This window comes from Nonomuraea sp. SBT364, from assembly GCF_001083785.1.
Lineage (GTDB): Bacteria > Actinomycetota > Actinomycetes > Streptosporangiales > Streptosporangiaceae > Nonomuraea.
Map to the genome: position 1 here is coordinate 52,490 of NZ_LAVL01000011.1, position 17,298 is coordinate 69,787.

Below are 17,298 nucleotides of genomic sequence, written 5' to 3' on the forward strand. Positions count from 1 at the left end.
ATCGCATCTCGCAGCCACCCTTCCTCTCCCTTCGAAGGAGTTCCAGGTGTCTGCTGGACGAATCCGCCTCGCCGCCGGAGTGCTGGCCGTGAGCATGCTCGCCGCCGGTTGCGGCGGCTCCGCCTCCACCGGCCCGACGCCGGCCGAGGGCAAGATCACCTTAACCCTCAACCTGTTCGGGAACATGGGCTTCAAGGAGCTCTACGCCAAGTACGAGGCCGCCCACCCCAACATCAAGATCGTCGAGAGGACGTCGGCGTACAACGACCACCACCGCAACCTCGCCGCGCACCTGGCCACCGGAAGCGGCGCCGCCGACATCGAGGGGATCGACACGGGTTTCGTGGCCCAGTTCAGAAGCCGGCCCCAGCACTTCACCGACCTGCGCCAGCACGGCGCCGACCAGCTCAAGGACCGCTGGCTGCCATGGAAGTGGGAGGCGTCGCTGGCCGCGTCGGGGGCTCAGATCGGCTACGGCACCGACGTCGGCGGCCTGGCCATGTGCTACCGCCGCGACCTGTTCGAGAAGGCCGGGCTGCCCACCGACCGTGACGAGGTCTCCAAGCTCTGGCCCGACTGGACGTCCTACTTCGAGACCGGCAAGCGCTACACCGCCAAGAAGCCCGAAGGCGCCGCGTTCTTCGACGGCGCCCCCCAGGTGTTCAACGCGATGATCGGCCAGGCCGAGACCGGCTACTACGACACCCAGGACAAGGTCGTGGTCGCCACCAACCCGGCCGTCCGCTCCGCCTACGACCAGGTGCTCAAGGCCGTGGCCGACGGTGAGTCGGCCAAGCTCGTCGGCAGCTCGCCCGCCTGGAACACCGGTTTCGCCAAGAGTCAGTTCGCCACCATCGCCTGCCCCGCCTGGATGCTCGCCAAGATCCAGGACCAGGCCAAGGCCTTCGCCGGGCAGTGGGACGTGGCCGCCATCCCCGGTGGCGGCGGCAACTGGGGCGGCTCCTACCTGACCGTCCCCGCCCAGGGCAAGCACGTGAAGGAGGCCGTGGAGCTGATCGCCTGGCTGACGGCGCCTGAACAGCAGATCGAGGTGTTCACCAAGCACGGCATCCTGCCCTCCACCCTCGCCACGTACGACAGGCCCGAGGTCACCGGGCTCAAGCACGAGTTCTTCAACAACGCGCCGATCGGGCAGATCTTCACCACCGCCGCCCGCAACCTCAAGCCGCAGTACCAGGGCCCGAGGGCCGGCGACATCCAGACCGCCATCCGCGACGCGATCAACCGCGTGGAGGAGGGCAAGCAGGACGCCGCCGAGGCGTGGACGCAGATGCTCGGGGACGTCGAGCGCATCAGCAAGTGACGCGCATCGACCCGTGAGAGCCGGGCGACGACGGGCGGTCAGGGCCCGCCGTCGCCCCTTCCCCCGAGGAGCCGACCATGACCTCCATCCGATCAGGGCCCCGGCGCCGCTGGGCCTACCAGCTCGACGTCAAGGGCTCGCCGTACCTCTACATCGCCCCGTTCTTCCTGCTGTTCGGCGTACTGGGCATGTTCCCGCTGCTGTACACCGGGTACGTCTCGCTCACCGACTGGAACCTGCTGGACCCGGACCGCGGATGGGTGGGGCTGGCCAACTACGCCGAACTGCTGACCGACGACTACTTCTGGAACGCGCTGTTCAACACCGTCAGCATCTGGCTGCTGTCCACCGTGCCGCAGTTGCTGGCCGCGCTGTTCGTCGCGCACATGCTCAATCGCAGGTTGCGCGCCCGCACGCTGTTCCGCATGGGCGTGCTGCTGCCCAACGTGACCTCGATCGTCGCGGTCACGATCATCTTCGCCCAGCTCTTCGGCCGTGACTTCGGCATGGTCAACTGGGCCCTCGAACTGGTGGGCCTGGAGGCCGTCGACTGGCAGGCAGGCACGCTCTCCTCGCACGTCGCGATCTCGATGATCGTCATCTGGCGGTGGACCGGCTACAACGCCCTCATCTACCTGGCCGCCATGCAGACCATCCCCGAGCACCTGTACGAGGCGGCCCGGCTGGACGGGGCGAGCCAGTTCACCCAGTTCCGGAAGATCACCGTTCCGATGCTCCGCCCCACGATCATCTTCACCACCGTCGTGTCCACCATCGGCGGCTTCCAGATCATCGCCGAGCCGCTGCTGTTCCAGGCCGGCACCGGCAACCCGACCGGCGGCTCGGACCGCCAGTTCCAGACCGTCGGCCTCTACCTCTACGAACAGGGCTTCAGCATGTACGAGTTCGGCTACGCCTCGGCGATCGCCTGGACCCTCTGCATGATCATCGTGGTCGTGGCGCTCGTCAACTTCGCCATCACGCGCAGGATCAGGAGCAGCTGACATGACAGCCGTCACCGCGCTCCGCCGCCGTATGAACCCCCGGGGTGCGGGGTTCTGGACCTACGCCGCACTCGTCGCCGTGCTGCTCGGCTCGCTGTTCCCCATCTACTGGTCGATGATCGTGGCCTCCCATGACAACGACGCCATCGCCAGCGTGCCGCCGGTCCTCGCCCCCGGCGGCCACCTGTTCGAGAACATCGCCCGGGTCTTCGACACCACCCCGTTCGCCCAGGCGATGCTCAACTCCGTCCTCGTGTCAGGCTCGGTCACCATCTCGGTCGTGCTGTTCTCCACGTTGGCCGGCTTCGCCTTCGCCAAGCTGCGCTTCCGCGGGCGCAACGTACTGCTCCTCCTGGCCATCGCCACCACTACCGTGCCGCAGCAGCTCGGCATCATCCCGCTGTACATCCTCATGGCGGAGTTCGGCTGGACCGGCAGGCTCGAGGCGGTGATCGTGCCCGGTCTCGTCACCGCCTTCGGCGTGTTCCTCATGACCCAGTTCCTTTCCGGCGCCATCCCCGACGAGCTGCTGGAGGCCGGTCGCATCGACGGGTGCAGCACGATCCGGCTGTTCTGGCACGTGGTGCTGCCCGCCGCCCGCCCGGCCGCCGCCGTGCTCGGCCTGTTCACCTTCATGCACGCCTGGAACGACTTCTTCTGGCCGCTGGTCGTCCTCACACCGGAGAACCCGACCGTACAGGTCGCCCTGTCCAGCCTGGCCAGCGGCTACACCACCGACTACGCGCTCGTGCTCACCGGCACCGTGCTCGCCATCGTGCCGATCGTGGCGGTCTTCGCCGCGCTGGGCCGTCAGATCATTGGGGGAATCATGTCAGGAGCGATCAAGGGATGACCCAGGAACATCCGGCCTTTCCTCCCGGGTTCGTGTGGGGGACGGCCACCGCCGCGTACCAGATCGAGGGCGCCGTGGACGCTGACGGGCGCGGGCCCTCGATCTGGGACACGTTCTGCCGCGTCCCCGGCGCGGTGGCCATGGGCCACAGCGGCGAGCCCGCCTGCGACCACTACCACCGCTGGCAGGAGGACGTGGAGCTGATGGACCGGCTCGGCGCCGGCGCCTACCGCTTCTCGCTGGCCTGGCCCAGGATCATGCCCGAGGGCGACGGCCGGGTGAACCAGCGCGGCCTCGACTTCTACCGGCGGCTCGCCGACACCCTGCGCGAGCGCGGCATCGAGCCGTACGTCACCCTCTACCACTGGGACCTGCCCCAGGCGCTGGAGGACTGCGGCGGCTGGCGCGACCGCGACACCGCCGAGCGTTTCGCCGACTACGCGGAGGTCGCGTACGAGGCGCTGGGCGACACGGTGTCACGGTGGACCACGCTGAACGAGCCGTACTGCTCGTCCATCGTCGGCTACGCCGAAGGCCGTCACGCGCCCGGCGCCCGCGAGGGTCACGGGGCGTTGGCCGCCGCCCACCACCTACTGGTGGCACACGGCCTCGCGGCGGCCAGGCTGCGGGCACGGGCGCGGCCGGGGCAGCAGGTCGGCATCACGCTCAACATGTCGCCCACGGTGCCCGCGACCGGCTCGGAGGCCGACGCCGACGCCGCACGCAAGATGGACCTGCTGGTCAACCGCCAGTTCACCGACCCGCTGCTGCTCGGCGTCTACGCCTCCGACATGGTGGAGACCTTCGGCGCGATCAGCGACTTCTCCTTCCGCCGCGACGGCGACCTGGAGCTCATCGCCGCCCCGCTGGACTTCCTGGGAGTCAACTACTACTACCGCATCCACGCCGCCGCGGCGCCGTACGAGCAGGCGGATCCCGCGTTGCGCTCCGCCTTCGACCTCGGGGTGCGCAGCCTCACCCCGGACGGCGCGCCGACCAGCGGGCTGGGCTGGCCGATGGAGCCGCACGGGCTCCACCAGACCCTCCTCGGCCTGGCCCGGCGCTACCCGGCGCTCCCGCCGATCTTCATCACCGAGAACGGCTACGGCGATGACGGGACTCTCGACGACACCGGCCGCGTCGACTTCCTGCGCGACCACCTGGCCGCCATCCGCGCCGCGATGAGCGACGGCGTGGATGTGCGCGGCTACTTCTGCTGGTCCCTGCTGGACAACTTCGAGTGGGCCCGCGGGTACGCCGCCCGGTTCGGGCTCGTCCACGTCGACTACGAAACCCAGGCCCGTACCGAGAAGGCGAGCTTCCACTGGCTGCGCGAGTTCATCGGGAACCAGGGATGAGGATCCTCGCAACCGGCCAGTGCGAAAGGTGCTTGGGGTGCGGTTTGCCGGGACTATAGAGTCTGGCCACACATCAGAGCGGTGCCGGGGTTGAGGAGGGGGATGTCCATCACGCCCTTGTCGCTGCCGCAGCCTCCTGCGAAGGTGCCGGAGTTCGGGCGGGACGCGCTGATCGTGTGCGAGAGCCTGGTGCGGATCTACCAGTCCGGGTCGGTCGAGGTGCAGGCGCTGCAGGGGCTGGACCTGGTCGTGGACAGCGGCGAGATGGTGGCCGTCGTCGGGGCGTCCGGGTCGGGGAAGTCGACGTTGTTGTCCATCCTGGCCGGGGTCGACGCTCCCACCGCCGGGCGGGTGCGGGTCGATCGGTGGAATCTGCTGGACATGTCGCGGGCCGATCGTGTCCGGTATCGGCGGCACACCGTGGGACTCGTACGCCAGCAGACGGCCGCCAACCTCATCCCGTACCTGACCGCGCGGCAGATGGTCGACCTGCCGATGACGGCGGCCCGCACTCCCGGCGGGGTCCGCCGCGGGCGGGCCGCCGAGTTGCTGGACCTGCTCGGCATCGCCGAATGCGCCGAGCGGCGGCCCGCGCAGATGTCCGGCGGGCAGCAGATGCGGGTGGCCATCGCGGTGGCCCTGGCCAACGAGCCCAGGGTGTTGCTGGCCGACGAGCCGACCGGAGAGCTGGACAGCGCCACGTCGGCCGCGGTGTTCGGGCTGTTGCGGGAGGTCAACCGGCGGCTGGGCGTCACCGTCGTCATCGTGACCCACGATCCCGCGGTCAGCGGGCAGGTGGAGCGGACGGTGGCGATTCGCGACGGGCGTACGAGCAGCGAGGTGTTGCGGCGTACCGCCACCGGAGACGACGGCGACCCGCGGGTGATCGCCGAGGAATACGCGGTGATGGACCGGGCGGGGCGGATTCAGGTTCCGCGCGACTACCGGGAGGCGCTGGCGTTGACGCGACGGGTCCGGCTGGTGCTGGAGGCCGATCACGTGGCGATCCGTCCCGACGGCGGCGAGGCCGGATGAACGGCGGACCGCTGGTCAGCGTACGTGGCGTTCATCGTCGCTACGGCAGCGGGGCGACCGCCGTGCACGCGTTGCGTGACGTGACGTTCGAGCTCGCGGCCGGCACCATGACCGCTCTCGTCGGGCGGTCCGGCTCCGGCAAGACCACGCTGCTCAACATCATCGGCGGCCTGGACCGCCCGGACTCCGGTACGGTCCTCGTCGACGGAACGGATGTCACCGCCCTCGACGAGGACGGCCTGTCCCTGCTGAGGCGGGCGAAGGTCTCCTACGTCTTCCAGACCTTCGGCCTGATCCCGGTGCTGTCGGCCGCGGAGAACGTGGGTGCCCCGCTGCGGCTGGCCCGCATGCCGCCGGTGGAGCGTGAGCGGCGGGTCGCACTGCTGCTGGAGCTGGTCGGACTGGCCGCCCATGCCGAACAGCTTCCCGGTGAGCTGTCCGGCGGGCAGCAGCAGCGGGTGGCGATCGCCCGGGCGCTGGCCGCCTCGCCCCGGCTGCTGATCGCGGACGAGCCGACCGGGCAGTTGGACGCCGAGACCGGTCTGTCGGTGATGGCGCTGCTGCGCGGGGTGGTGGAGTCCGAGGGGGTGACGGCGCTGGTCTCCACGCATGATCCGACGATGCTCGCGCTGGCGGATCGAGTGATCCGCATCAACGACGGGCAGCTCGGCGGGCGCTCGGACGGCCGGGGCGATTCGTGATCAGTAAGAGCTGTCCGTGCTGAGGCTGGTCGCCCGGCGAGCTCGCGCGCAATGGCCATTGCTGGCAGCCCTCCTGGCCGTCGCCGTGGTCGGCCCCACGTTGCTGGGCGCCTGCGCTCTCCTGCTCACCCGTACCGCCGAGCAGGCGCTGGAGACCGCCGCCTCCCGCGCCACCTCCGACCAGATCGACGTCACCGCCTACACCGTCACCGTGCGCGGCGAGTACGCGAAGTCCGTCGCCGACGACACCCGCGGCGTGCTGACTTCGGCCCTCGCCCCGTTCGCGACAACGACGGCCGCGCGCGCGTCGTCCGTGATGCGGTCGCTCCCCAGCGCCGGCGTTCCGGCTGTGGCGTACCTGTCGGGGGTGGAGGATCTGCCGGCCCGCACCCAACTGGCCGCCGGCCGCCTGCCGCGGGCGGGTGCCGTGCCGAGGCAGGCCGTCGTCCTGGAAAGCACCGCGCGGCAGCTCGGCCTGTCCGTCGGCAGCCGGGTCCGCCTCGGCATGGAGTTGACCGACGATCCCGACCACGGGATCGAGGTGAGCGTGGTCGGCGTCGTACGGCCGCTGCCGGGCACGGGCTGGGACCGGGACCCCCTCGCCGCCGCCGGATACGACCCGGCCTACCGCGACGGCCGCTCCGCACAGCCGGTTCACGCGTACGGGCCGTTCATCGTCGACCTCGCCGACCTGCTCGGCGGCGGTTCCGCCCTCGACCGGCTGGAGATCACCGCCCGCCCCGACCTGTCCGCCCCCGCCGGTCGTGACCTCGACACCGTCACTCAGGCCGTGCTCGGCGCCGACCACCGGCTGGGGCAGACGCTCGGCGACCGGGTACGGATCCAGCGCGTCGCCTCCCGATTGCCCTCGACCCTGCTGTCCGCCCACGATCAGCAGCGGGTCACCACGGCCGGCGTGCTCGCCGTCGCCGCCATCGGACTCGTCCTGACCGCGACCGCCCTCGCCCTCGCCGGCCGGCTCAGCGCCGGTGTGCGCGGCGACGAGACCGCCCTGCTGTCCGCGCTGGGCGTCGGCCGCGGTCAGCTCGCCGCTGCCGCGCTCGTCGAGGCCGGTACGCTCGCCGTGCTCGCCACCGCGGTCGCGATCCCGGCCTCGTCCGCCCTGCACGCCGGGCTGACCCGGTTGCCGCCCCTGGCCGGGGCCGGGCTCGCGGTGTCTTCCGGCGTGAACGCCGTGCAGGTGCTGTCCGTCGCCGGTGGCGCGCTGGCGCTGGCGGTGGTGCTCGTCGTGCCCTCGCTGCGGACCTCCTCCGGAGGTGTGCGCGGGCGACGGGAACTGCTCGCCCGGTCCGGCGCCGACCTGCTGCTCGTGGCGCTCGCCGCCGCCGGTTGGTGGCAGTTGCGCGATCAGCCGGCCGGTTCGGCCTCTCCCGTCGACGCCGTACGGGTGTTCGCTCCCGCGCTGCTGCTCATCGCCGGATCCGCGGTGGCGCTGCGTCTGGTGTGGCCCGCGTTGCGCGTCGTGGAACGGCTGGCTCGCAGGGCTCGCGGGTTGATGATTCCGCTGGCCGCCTTCGAAGCCGCCCGCAGGCCGCAGGCGGTCGCGGCGGGGCTGCTGATCTCGCTGGGATGCGCGGCGGCCACGTTCGGGATCGGGTTCGACGCCACATGGCAGCGCTCCCAGCAGGACCAGGCCAGGTGGTCAGGGCGGCCACCGGGGGAGAGGTGAGCCCGGCCATCGATCGTGGCGTCGCGGTCGGGCAGTGGCTCGGCGGCGCCGGTGACCCGCCGCGGCTGATCGCCGTGGACACCACTCGTGCCGAGACGCTGCTGCGCGGGAGGCTGAACGATGGCCGCACCTGGCACGCCGTCGGCGCCGGTCTCGCGCCACCGGCGCGCGCCGCTGGTGTTCCCGTCCCGGCCGGAGCCGCGCTCTCCCTGGTCGGGAACGCGACCGGTACGACGCCGCTCACCGTGACGCCCCGGCTGCTGTTTCAGGATGCGACAGGACTGCGTACTCCTTGCACCGGTGAGCCCATCCCGCTCGACGGCAGCACGCATCGCCTGCCGGACTGCGCGCCGGCCCAAGGGCTCCGGCTGGTCGCGGTGTCCCTTCCGGTCGCGATCGCGACGGGGAACGTGGGCACCGGCTACTCCGACGCCCTGGCGCAGTCCCCGGCGGGGGACAGCCGCGTGGCCGTGACGCTCACCGTGCCGGGACCGGCCTCCGGGGCATCGCCCTGGACCGCCACCTCGGCCGGGCCGGCCCCCGGGCAGCTCGGCGCTCCGGCCGTCGCCCTGACCGGCACCTCCTCGGGCACCGAGCTGAGGATGACCACGAACGTCGCGCTGAAGGGCCCGCCGGACGCCGCCAGGAACCTGGTCGCCACCGCTTTCCCGGCCCCGGGACCGGTGCCCGTCGCCGTCTCGTCCCGCTTCGCCGACGAGGTGGGCGCCCGGCGCGGCTCCCGGCTCGACCTCCCCGTCGGCCTCACCCCCGTACAGGTCAGCGTGGCCGAGGTGCTGCCGGCCGTGCCGTCCGCTCCGGGCGCGGCGGCCGTCCTCGCCGATTTCGACGCCCTCTCCCGTGCTCTCGCCGTCAGCGGCGACTTCGACGTGCCCGTGGACGCGTGGTGGGTCGGCCATCCGGCCGAAGGCGACGCGGCCGATCTCCGCCTCGGCAGCGTCACCACGCGCGCGTCCGAGACCGTCCGGCTCACCGGCGGCCCGTTGCGGGCCGGGCTGCCGGCCGTGCTCCGGCTGCTCGTACCGGCCGCGGTGCTGTTGATGATCGCCGGGATCGTGCTGCACGTGACGTTCGATCTGCGGGCCCGCGCGGTCGAGGTGGCACGATTGCGGGGTCTGGGGATGACCCGTCGCGAGATCCGTACCGTGCTGCTCGGCCAGCACATCGGCATCCTGCTGCCGTTGCTCGCGGCGGGCGCGGTCGTCGGCGCGCTGGCCACGCGCGTCGTCGCGCCTCTGCTCGTCCGCTCCGACGCCGGCGCGGCTCCCGTTCCCGAGGTTCTGCCCGTCTGGCCGTGGGCCGCCGAGGCCGCCCTGCTCGCCGGGCTGCCGGCCGGATGCGCGCTGGCGGTGAGCGTGGTGGTCGTCATCCAGGCCCGGCGTGCCGAATCCGCGCATCTGCGGGTGACACCATGAGGATCCCGGCACCGCACTGGCCCAGCGTCGCCGGCCGCGCCCGAGCGGACGCCGGGCCGCTGCTCCTGGCCGCCGTCGTGGTGGCGGTCGTCACGTTGCTCGCCGGCGCGGTGCCGCCAATGTTGTCCGCGACCGCCGACGCCGCCGTACGGGACGCGGTACGCACGACCGGCGCAGACCTCCAGGTCCACGCCCGCATGGAGGCCGACGACGGGCCGAGCGGCACCCGCGTCCGCCATCCCCGCCTCGCCGAGGACGTCGACGACTTCCGAGCCAGGGCGACCGACGAACTCGGCCCCGGCCTGCGCGCCGCCCTGCGCCCGCCCGTCTCCACCGTTACCAGCCCCACCCTCAAGATCACCGACGGCAGCGTGCTGCGGACGTTCCAGCTCGCCTATCTGTCCCGCGACGGCGGGCCGGACGTGACCTGGATCGCGGGCGACCCGCCCGGGCCCACCGCTTCCGAGACGGCGCAGATTCCCTACGGCGCGCCGCCGTGGCCGGTCCAGGTGGGCCTGTCGGAGGCAGACGCCGCCGCTCTCCAGGTACGTCCCGGCGCCCGCATCCCACTCGCCGACGATCAGGGAAACGTCAAGAAGGTCGAGGTCAGCGGCATTTTCCGGCCTCGTGACAGCGCCGATCCCGCCTGGCGGCTCCTTCCCTCGCTGCTGCGCCCCGTCTCCGGCGCGGGCGGTGCCGGTTTCACCCGGTTCGCCGGGCTGCTGTCACGCGACTCGCTGCCCGACGCCCGGCTCGCCTTCGGCCAGGACGAGTTGCGGCGTACCGTCTGGTTCACGCCCGACCCGGCCCGGCTCACCTGGCACACGCTCCCGTCGATCGCCGGGAGCGTGGTCGCGCTCAAGGCGGCCTCCGGCTCCTCCGGCGCCCGGGACGGCCGGCTGAAGTGGGAGACTCGGCTCGACGGGGTGTTGCGGGATGTGAGCTCCCAGGTCGACGCCGCGTCCGCGCAAGCGTCCGTCCTGCTCATCGCCCTGCTTGCCGTCGCGGTCCTGGTCCTGCTGCTCGCCGCCGACCTGCTGGTACACCGCCGCGCCCCCGCCCTGACCGCCGCCCGGCAGAGAGGGATGTCGCTACCGGTGATCGGTGGCGAGTTGCTGCTCGAATCCGCCGTGATGACGCTGCTGGCCGCGGCGGCCGGGCTCGGCCTGGTGCGGGCCGTCGCGCCGGGGGTGTCCTGGGAGTGGACGGCTCCCGTGGTGGTCACCGCTCTCGCCGCCGGACCGGTGTTCGGCACGCTCGCCGCCGCCCGCGCCACCAGGGATCGCCGCGTCCCGGCCAATCGGAGTGCGCGGCGGTGGGCGCGAAACACCGTACGGCTGCGGCGGGCCGCTCTCGAGACCGGGGCGCTGGTGGCCGCCTCCGGCGCCCTCGTCGCTCTGTACCAGAGGGGAATCGGTGGCGGGCTGCTGGCCGCGAGCGCGCCGGCCCTCGGCGCGCTCGCGGGCGCGCTCGTGTCGGCGCGAGCACTACCTCTCGGGACACGCTTCGCGCTCAACCGGCTCCTGCGATCGCGCCGGCCACTGGCGGTGTTCGGGGCCGCGAGGGCGGCGGCGACCTCGGCCCGCGTGCTACCGCCGCTGGTGCTCGTGACCTCCGTGGCCATGGCCTCGTACGCGCTCACCCTTGGTGCCGCTGTCGGTCACGTGACTGTGGATGGGCCGCTGTCCTCAGGGCTGCTGCGGCTGGCGTGGGTCTCGGCCGTGACCCTGCCGATTCTGGGCCTGCTGGGCCTCGCTCTCGGCGCGGCGGCGGGCGCGCCGGAGCGGTGGCAGACTCTGACCCGGCTGCGCACCCTCGGGCTGCGGCCCCGAGAGGCTCGCTGGGTCGCCGCGGGAGAACTGCTGCCGCCGGTGGTGGTCGCCGCTGTGGCCGGTCCGCTGCTCGGGGTGCTGCTCACCCGCCTGACGTTCGGCTCGCTCGCCCTGCGCCTGCTCACCGGCGCCGACCCGGCCCCGGCATTGCCGTGGTGGGGGCTCGGGCTGGTGGCGGCCGTGTTCCTGGTGGCGGTCGCCGTCGTGGTGTCCGTCGAGCCGGCGCTCCGCCGCCGCCGGCGGCTGAGCGAGGTGATCCGCGCGGGCGACATCTGAGCCGGGAGACTTCGGGGCCGGCGGGGAAGCCGGGGGACGTGCGCCGAGCGGGTGAGACCATCTCGCCGATCCGGGCGCCCACGTCGCTTCGGCCGGCGGATACGGGCATGACGCCGGTTCATCAGGTCGCGGTGCCGGCGCAGGACCGTATCCGGCCGGACGAGGAGCCGCAGCCGGCGCAGGACCTCGCGCGGCATCGAGGCCAGGAGAGCGGCGAGAAGGGCCCGGTCTTCAAGGACGGCGACCTGGTGACGCAGGCGGAGAATCTCCACGTCCTTGTCCCGATCGCCCACGGGGAGCAAAAGCAGCGCGGCGAACGCGTTCGTGCCGGTGAGGTAGGCCAGCCGAAGGCGCCTGGTGCGCATCTGCGAGCGCAAGCCCGAACATCATGAAGCCATGATCTGGTGGGCCACCGTGCACCGGATGAACCGCCGCCTGACCCGCGAGCCGGCCGGTCGGCCGACCCATGGCCACTGGAGTGACCCGCCACCGCTGCCCGACTTGTCCAGCCTCGACCAGCGCGGCAAGGTTCTGCAGCTCCTGCCTGCCCAGCCGTGGCGGGCCTGGCGAGTCCAGTTGTCCCAACGGTCCCACCAGGGCTACATCAACAAGATCGGACCTGCCCTCTACGGGCCCATGCCCGCCAGCACTCCGCAATCTCAGGGATCGGACGGGACACGCCCGACGGGGCAGGCCGCGTCCCTCCTACGAGTGCGTATGAGCCGCTTCATGAGCCGCTTCGAGAGAAGATCCCGCCAGGAGAGCCGCGACCCCACCGGCGAACTTGGAGCACTCGAAGATGTCCTCGTGCGGGCAGACCAGGCCATGGGCGATGGCCGTACGTGCCACCTGGGCCTGCGCGATCCGTTGATCCAGCTCGGCGAGCTTGCGCTGGTACAGCTCCCGCCAGCCGTCGCCGGCCGGCGAACGAGACGCGAGCATCGCTTTGATCTCCCGCAACGTGAAACCGACATCTCGCAGCGCCACGACCACGCCGACCAGTCCGACTGCCGACGGCGGATACCGGCGTTGGCCCGAGACCCGGGCCGGGGCCGGGAGCAGGCCGAGCTCCTCCCAGTAGCGCAGAGCGGAGGTGGCGAGACCGGTACGGCTCGCCAGCTCACCGATCGTCAGCTGCTCCTCCATTTGACTTCAAGCATACTTGAAGCCGTTGACTTCGATCATGCAGTCAACGGCTACATCTCTCAAGCAACGCGCGATCAGATATCTGGTGCGCCAGGCGCACCAGCCCCAGGGCCTCGTCGGGTGGGCGGTCGGCAGGATGTTCGCCCATCGGCCCTCCAACCGGCAGCGCAACGTCTGGGCGGTGTCGTTGCTGGACGTGCAGCCCACCGACCGGGTGCTCGAGATCGGCTTCGGTCCCGGCGTCGCCATCGCCGAGTTCGCCGCCCGCGCCACCCGGGGCCACGTCTTCGGCGTCGACCACTCCCAAGCCATGGTCCGGCAGGCCGCCCGTCGCAGCGCCGCCGCCGTCCGCGCCGGCCGGGTGCACCTCACGTGCGCCTCCGTGGAGCAGTTGCCGAGCTTCGGCGACCCCCTCGATGTCATCCTCGCCGTCAACTCCGTGGGGTTCTGGCCCGACCCGGTGGAACGGCTTCGCGAGCTGCGCCGCCTGCTCCGCCCCGCAGGACGCATCGCGATCGTCAGCCAGCCGCGCTGCCCCGGCGCCACCCGGGACACCACGGCCCAAGCCGCCCGAGAACTCCAGGGCCTGCTCACCCAGGCCGGCTTCACCCGTCCCCGGGTCGAGACTCTTGAGCTCGACCCGCCCGTCGCCTGCGTGATCGCCGACAATCCGACCGGGATGCCGTCATGACCGCGGACAAAACACCAACCGGCTTGCCCGCCGACATCCGGCTCGACGGGCTCGGACTCGTACTCCGGGAGGGGACCGCTGCCGACCTACCTGTGATGGCCGAGCTGTTCGAAGGCCGCCGCCTCCAGCTCGCCATCACCGGCCAGAACTTCGGACGATCCAAGAAATTCCGTGACGTTCAGGCGACGGGCCGCGCCGCCCTTGTGATCGACGGCGTGCTTCCACTCTGGCGGCCCCGAGATCCGCGGCCGCGCCGAGACGGCGCCTGCGCAGCTTCGTTCCGCCGGGTGCGACGGGACGGACACGTACGCTCGCGGCCCCACCGTCCAGTGCCGTCACTACCGCTGATGAGCTGCGTGAACGGGCTTGGCGTACGTTTTCGTTCCGCCACACTCCGACCCCCGTGTCTGAACCGCTGACCGATGACCGTCTGAATGACGGCCCAGCTCATGAGCTGGAACCCTTTCACTTGCGCGTGTCCCAAAAGCGGCAGTGGTGTTCGGTGGAGCCGTCGCCATTGCTTCGGGCCGAAGAAAGGGAGCGGACGTGGTTCGCGCTCTTGCTGGTCAGGGGCTTCCATCGGGGCAGGCCGCGGTCGTTGGGATTGCCGGTGGCGGCGAAGCGGGTCCAGTAGGCGATCATCTGGTCGGCCAGTCGGCGTTGGCTTGCTGAGAGGGGCTGGTCGGTGGCGGCGCCGGGGCCGTCGAAGAGGTAGGGCAGTTCCCCTCCGTGGTAAGCGCCTAGAGGGAAGGCTGCGGGGATGGGAAACCCGGCCGGTCTGGGGGCGCTGTCGTCGGCGAACTCGTATTGGTAGACGGGGGTCTTGCGGGTGAGCAGGCGGTTGCCCGCCTGGGTGGGGCAGGTCCAGCCGCGGTCGGTGGCGATGGCGGCCCATGCCAGGGAGGGGGAGCCGTGTGCGCTGACGGGATACCTGGCCGCGACCCGCCGGGCGTCCTTGCCGAAGGCGGTGCGCAGGAATTGCTGATAGGTCTGCCGGCTCAGGGGCTGGCCGGGCCCGTCGAAGTACATGGCCACGAAGTATCGGGCCTCGTGCGCAGTGGTGCCGACCATGAGTGGCACCGGGTGAACGCGTCCGTCGGCCACCGCCCGGCGCGGGTCGAGTGGCAGAGTGTCGCTTCCGTACGAGGGCGCCCAGGTGGCGGGAATCTTCTGCTGCGCGGCGAGCAGGGCTGATACCGGTGCCCGGCGCAGGCAGGCCATCGTCTGGGCGGCGTCCGTGCATCCGACCTGGTCAGCGGCGGCCGCGGCGATCCGTTCGCCGGACTGCCGTGATGGCCACACGGTGTCGCCGCCAGCTGGGTCGATGCCCATCTGACTCATCGAGCAGGTGCCGCTTTGGATGATCGCCTTGTCGAACAGCCCCGCCGCTGTGGGGGACGCCAGCTGGGCGCAGGTGCTGAACGCGCCAGCGGACTCGCCGAACAGGGTGATGTTGCGCGGGTCGCCGCCGAAGGCCGCCGCGTTGTGCCGTATCCAGCGCAGCGCGGCCTGCTGGTCGAGCAGGCCGAATGCGCCCGAGCCGTTCAGGGCGGGGTGGCCGAGGAAGCCGAAGATGCCCAGCCGGTAGTTGATGGTCACGACGACCGCGCCCGCGTCGGCCAGCCGCTGGGTGTCGTAGTCGCCGCCGGCGCCCTGGGTGAAGCCGCCGCCGTGCAGCCAGACCATCACCGGCAGCCGTTGTCCGGCGGGCACGGTCCGGGGGGCGGTGACGTTCAGGTACAGGCAGTCCTCGGTGGTGCTGGCCGGGTTGGAGTCGGCGGGATTGGCGTTCTGCGGGCAGCGCGGGGCCGTCCGGGTGCCGTCCTTGACGCCTTTCCACGCGTGGACGGGCTTCGGCGGCTGCCAGCGCAGCGTTCCGGTCGGCGGCGCGGCATAGGGGATGGCGTTGAACCGTTGCAGGTCCCGGCCGATGTGAGCGCCGGCGACGGCGCCGGACGAGGTGTGTGCGACAGGCTGGCGCGAGTTCGACGCCGGGCCGGTGGCGCTCGCGCAGGCCGCGACGACGGACAGGCCGGCCACCGCCGTGAACAGCCGCACGCGCGCCACCCTCCGCGCCATTCCTCGGAGCCTCACCGGCGCACCGCCCGATACGCCACGATGAGCAGGAACACGACTCCGACGGTTCCCAGAGCAAGATCGGCCCAGCCGGGGACGCCGACAGCCCGCAGGATGCCTGTGACTCCGAAGCTGGTGCCCCACTGCGCCTCGGTGATCGCCGAGCCGAACCCCTGAACGGCGAGCAGAACCCCGGCCAGCCCCAGCGCCTTGTCGGCTGTGCCGTTGCGTGTCTTCGAACGACTCATGCGGTCCTCTCTTGTTCCGATGCGTACGCATCAAATAAACCGGAAAAACTGATATGATGCAACCGCATCGAAAACGTGTGGAGGGCAGACTCATGCCCAAGCAGGTCGACTACGAGGCGAGGCGCCGCACATCGCCGAAGCGGTCTGCGACCTGATCGACCGGCACGGCCCCGAAGGCGCGCCCCTCCGGGACGTGGCGCAGCAGGCCGGCGTGTCCATGGGGGCGGTGCAGCGCTGCTTCGCCACCAAGGACGAGATGCTCCGCCTTCGCCCTGCAGCGCATCACCGCTCAGGGCCAGGAGGAGATCGGCGCCTCCGCCGCCAAGGAGTCGGCGGTGACCCTGCTCACCGCCACCCTGCGTACGCTCGCCCTGATCGAGCCGCACCAGCGACGCGACGCCAGGATCCTGGCGGCCTTCACCGCCCACGCCACGGCCATCCCGTCCCTGGCGGAAATCCTGCGCCAAGCCCACGCCAGAACGCGCGACCTGCTGGCCTGGCTGATCCGCTACGGCCAGCGAACCGGCGAGTTCCGCGACGACCTCGACGCCGACCTGGAGGCGGAGACTCTCCTGTCACTCGTGGAAGGGCTGACCTCGCTCGCCCTGCTCGGACACCGCCCCACCGTGCCCGCCCGCGGCGCGGGGCAGCTCGCACGAGCCGAACTCGCGCATGCTCTCGCCTTCTGGGCGGCTCGCTGCCGTGCCATCCCCGGTGCCACCGCGCCATCGGGAATCCTGAAGCCGGATCAGGCACTCGCCGGCATCCCCGCCTCGCCGACAAGTCCGGAGTCATCGCCCGCCGACTCGCCCGGCTGGCCGACGTACCCGGCTGGCCCGCCGCCCAGGCCGCCCCGCGCGCTCCGGCCCACGCCGGCGACGTGCCGGGCCTTCTGGACGAGCTGATCCATGCCGCTACGCTGCGCTATCTCAGCCATGCGCACGGCAGCCCCATCCTGCTCGTCCATACGGCCACGGCCCCCAACGCCATCAAGCACGTTCTGCCCGCCCTGCCCCGGGAGATGTGGGCGCCAAGCCTAGCCGCGGTATGGTCCGCCGCCGCCGCGATCGTGTCCGCCTACGAGCCCGACGACGCTGTCCCACAGGCGGAGCTGCCCGCAGTTCCGCGTGCGGACGATCCGATCGCCGAACTGCTCGAACGCGCCGTTGCCAACGGCGACGAACACGTCATCAAGTTCACCGATACCGCTGTGGACGTGTACCAGGCCAGCGGCAACCCGGACGCGTTGAGGGCCGCCATCCGAGCGCGGCACCTCATCGCCCCTGAGTGATGCGGGTGTCGGCGTACTCTCCGACATTAGGTGTGTACCGGGGAAACTACGTGCAGAGCTTGTCAGTCAATACGGGGAGTGGCTAGCCGGTGTGAAGCCGACTCGGGTCGACCGATGCACGCAGCGGTCTCATCGGGACCGCCGCGCGGGGTTCGGGCTCCGATGGTCGCTTGGGGCGGGTGCCGCGTAGTCGTTTGAAGGCCGCGCTCAGCGCGAAGGCGTTGGCGTAGCCCACCTTCCTTGCGATCGTGTCCACCGTGTGGTCGGTCTCGCACAGCAGGTGTTCTCCGTCGGCCGCGCCACCGTCTACCGCGTCTTGGACCGCGTCCCCGGCCGGCCC

Annotated in this window: 16 protein-coding genes and 2 pseudogenes; 14 read left to right on the top strand and 4 right to left on the bottom strand. The window is 71.6% G+C overall.

Annotation, left to right across the window (positions count from 1 at the left end; genetic code table 11):
- Positions 1-46: 46 nt before the first annotated feature.
- The 10 genes from ADY59_RS07995 to ADY59_RS49710 all read left to right on the top strand — a co-directional run bounded on the left by ADY59_RS07995 (position 47) and on the right by ADY59_RS49710 (position 11,898).
- Positions 47-1,324: an ABC transporter substrate-binding protein gene (locus ADY59_RS07995; protein ID WP_231618595.1), complete on the top strand. Its 1,278-nt coding sequence runs from the start codon at positions 47-49 to the stop codon at positions 1,322-1,324.
- Between the two features lie 77 nt (positions 1,325-1,401).
- Entirely contained in the window at positions 1,402-2,328 is a 927-nt protein-coding gene (locus ADY59_RS08000) for a carbohydrate ABC transporter permease (RefSeq protein WP_049559630.1), read from the top strand.
- Between the two features lies 1 nt (position 2,329).
- Complete coding sequence (locus ADY59_RS08005) at positions 2,330-3,181, top strand: carbohydrate ABC transporter permease (protein WP_049559633.1); 852 nt, start codon at positions 2,330-2,332, stop codon at positions 3,179-3,181.
- A complete protein-coding gene (locus tag ADY59_RS08010; protein ID WP_049559635.1) occupies positions 3,178-4,539 on the top strand; it encodes a GH1 family beta-glucosidase in 1,362 nt (453 codons plus the stop codon). The genes ADY59_RS08005 and ADY59_RS08010 overlap by 4 nt, the downstream gene beginning before the upstream one ends.
- A 102-nt stretch (positions 4,540-4,641) precedes the next feature.
- Positions 4,642-5,574 carry an ABC transporter ATP-binding protein gene (locus ADY59_RS08015; protein WP_049559637.1) on the top strand — a complete coding sequence of 311 codons (933 nt, stop codon included), beginning with the start codon at positions 4,642-4,644 and terminating at the stop codon, positions 5,572-5,574.
- Complete coding sequence (locus ADY59_RS08020) at positions 5,571-6,275, top strand: ABC transporter ATP-binding protein (protein WP_049559639.1); 705 nt, start codon at positions 5,571-5,573, stop codon at positions 6,273-6,275. The genes ADY59_RS08015 and ADY59_RS08020 overlap by 4 nt, the downstream gene beginning before the upstream one ends.
- Positions 6,276-6,291: 16 nt before the next feature.
- Entirely contained in the window at positions 6,292-7,965 is a 1,674-nt protein-coding gene (locus ADY59_RS51135; RefSeq protein WP_197093490.1) for a hypothetical protein, read from the top strand.
- The gene (locus tag ADY59_RS51140; protein WP_197093491.1) at positions 7,962-9,398 is read left to right on the top strand and encodes an FtsX-like permease family protein; all 1,437 of its coding nucleotides are present in this window, start codon (positions 7,962-7,964) and stop codon (positions 9,396-9,398) included. Before ADY59_RS51135 ends, ADY59_RS51140 begins: the two co-directional genes overlap by 4 nt.
- Entirely contained in the window at positions 9,395-11,506 is a 2,112-nt protein-coding gene (locus ADY59_RS08030) for an FtsX-like permease family protein (protein WP_049559641.1), read from the top strand. The genes ADY59_RS51140 and ADY59_RS08030 overlap by 4 nt, the downstream gene beginning before the upstream one ends.
- A gap of 107 nt (positions 11,507-11,613) precedes the next feature.
- Positions 11,614-11,898: a hypothetical protein gene (locus ADY59_RS49710; RefSeq protein WP_049559642.1), complete on the top strand. Its 285-nt coding sequence runs from the start codon at positions 11,614-11,616 to the stop codon at positions 11,896-11,898.
- Positions 11,899-12,211: 313 nt separating this feature from the next.
- Here the strand turns inward: ADY59_RS49710 and ADY59_RS08040 are convergent, their stop codons facing one another.
- Positions 12,212-12,652 (bottom strand): MerR family transcriptional regulator, encoded by a 441-nt coding sequence (locus ADY59_RS08040; protein WP_049559644.1) that lies wholly within the window; start codon positions 12,650-12,652, stop codon positions 12,212-12,214.
- Positions 12,653-12,689: 37 nt separating this feature from the next.
- Between ADY59_RS08040 and ADY59_RS08045 the strand changes: the two genes are divergently transcribed.
- Positions 12,690-13,343 (top strand): class I SAM-dependent methyltransferase, encoded by a 654-nt coding sequence (locus ADY59_RS08045; RefSeq protein ID WP_049559647.1) that lies wholly within the window; start codon positions 12,690-12,692, stop codon positions 13,341-13,343.
- A gap of 465 nt (positions 13,344-13,808) precedes the next feature.
- Here the strand turns inward: ADY59_RS08045 and ADY59_RS08050 are convergent, their stop codons facing one another.
- Both ADY59_RS08050 and ADY59_RS08055 read right to left on the bottom strand, forming a co-directional pair.
- Complete coding sequence (locus ADY59_RS08050; protein WP_197093492.1) at positions 13,809-15,401, bottom strand: carboxylesterase/lipase family protein; 1,593 nt, start codon at positions 15,399-15,401, stop codon at positions 13,809-13,811.
- A gap of 32 nt (positions 15,402-15,433) precedes the next feature.
- Positions 15,434-15,667, bottom strand: a complete 234-nt coding sequence (locus ADY59_RS08055) for a hypothetical protein (protein WP_049559650.1) — start codon at positions 15,665-15,667, stop codon at positions 15,434-15,436.
- A gap of 151 nt (positions 15,668-15,818) precedes the next feature.
- On the opposite strand from ADY59_RS08055, the pseudogene ADY59_RS53920 reads away from it, so the two are divergent.
- From ADY59_RS53920 to ADY59_RS51155, 3 genes and pseudogenes are all read left to right on the top strand, one after another.
- Positions 15,819-15,920: pseudogene (locus ADY59_RS53920) on the top strand (TetR family transcriptional regulator); the annotation flags it as partial.
- Positions 15,921-16,002: 82 nt separating this feature from the next.
- A complete protein-coding gene (locus tag ADY59_RS51150) occupies positions 16,003-16,572 on the top strand; it encodes a TetR family transcriptional regulator C-terminal domain-containing protein (protein ID WP_063780595.1) in 570 nt (189 codons plus the stop codon).
- The gene (locus ADY59_RS51155) at positions 16,548-16,958 is read left to right on the top strand and encodes a questin oxidase family protein (protein ID WP_049559652.1); all 411 of its coding nucleotides are present in this window, start codon (positions 16,548-16,550) and stop codon (positions 16,956-16,958) included. The genes ADY59_RS51150 and ADY59_RS51155 overlap by 25 nt, the downstream gene beginning before the upstream one ends.
- Before the next feature lie 129 nt (positions 16,959-17,087).
- On the opposite strand, the pseudogene ADY59_RS52360 reads toward ADY59_RS51155, so the two are convergent.
- Positions 17,088-17,262 (bottom strand): annotated as a pseudogene (locus tag ADY59_RS52360) (helix-turn-helix domain-containing protein); the annotation flags it as partial.
- Between the last annotated feature and the right edge of the window lie 36 nt (positions 17,263-17,298).

Coding starts and splice junctions, on each gene's coding strand:
- ADY59_RS08020 (WP_049559639.1), top strand. CDS start 5,571: ATGAACGGCGGACCGCTGGTCAGCGTACGTGGCGTTCATCGTCGCTAC.
- ADY59_RS08040 (WP_049559644.1), bottom strand. CDS start 12,652: ATGGAGGAGCAGCTGACGATCGGTGAGCTGGCGAGCCGTACCGGTCTC.
- ADY59_RS08010 (WP_049559635.1), top strand. CDS start 3,178: ATGACCCAGGAACATCCGGCCTTTCCTCCCGGGTTCGTGTGGGGGACG.
- ADY59_RS08030 (WP_049559641.1), top strand. CDS start 9,395: ATGAGGATCCCGGCACCGCACTGGCCCAGCGTCGCCGGCCGCGCCCGA.
- ADY59_RS08055 (WP_049559650.1), bottom strand. CDS start 15,667: ATGAGTCGTTCGAAGACACGCAACGGCACAGCCGACAAGGCGCTGGGG.
- ADY59_RS08045 (WP_049559647.1), top strand. CDS start 12,690: ATGCAGTCAACGGCTACATCTCTCAAGCAACGCGCGATCAGATATCTG.
- ADY59_RS08015 (WP_049559637.1), top strand. CDS start 4,642: ATGTCCATCACGCCCTTGTCGCTGCCGCAGCCTCCTGCGAAGGTGCCG.
- ADY59_RS49710 (WP_049559642.1), top strand. CDS start 11,614: ATGACGCCGGTTCATCAGGTCGCGGTGCCGGCGCAGGACCGTATCCGG.
- ADY59_RS08005 (WP_049559633.1), top strand. CDS start 2,330: ATGACAGCCGTCACCGCGCTCCGCCGCCGTATGAACCCCCGGGGTGCG.
- ADY59_RS08000 (WP_049559630.1), top strand. CDS start 1,402: ATGACCTCCATCCGATCAGGGCCCCGGCGCCGCTGGGCCTACCAGCTC.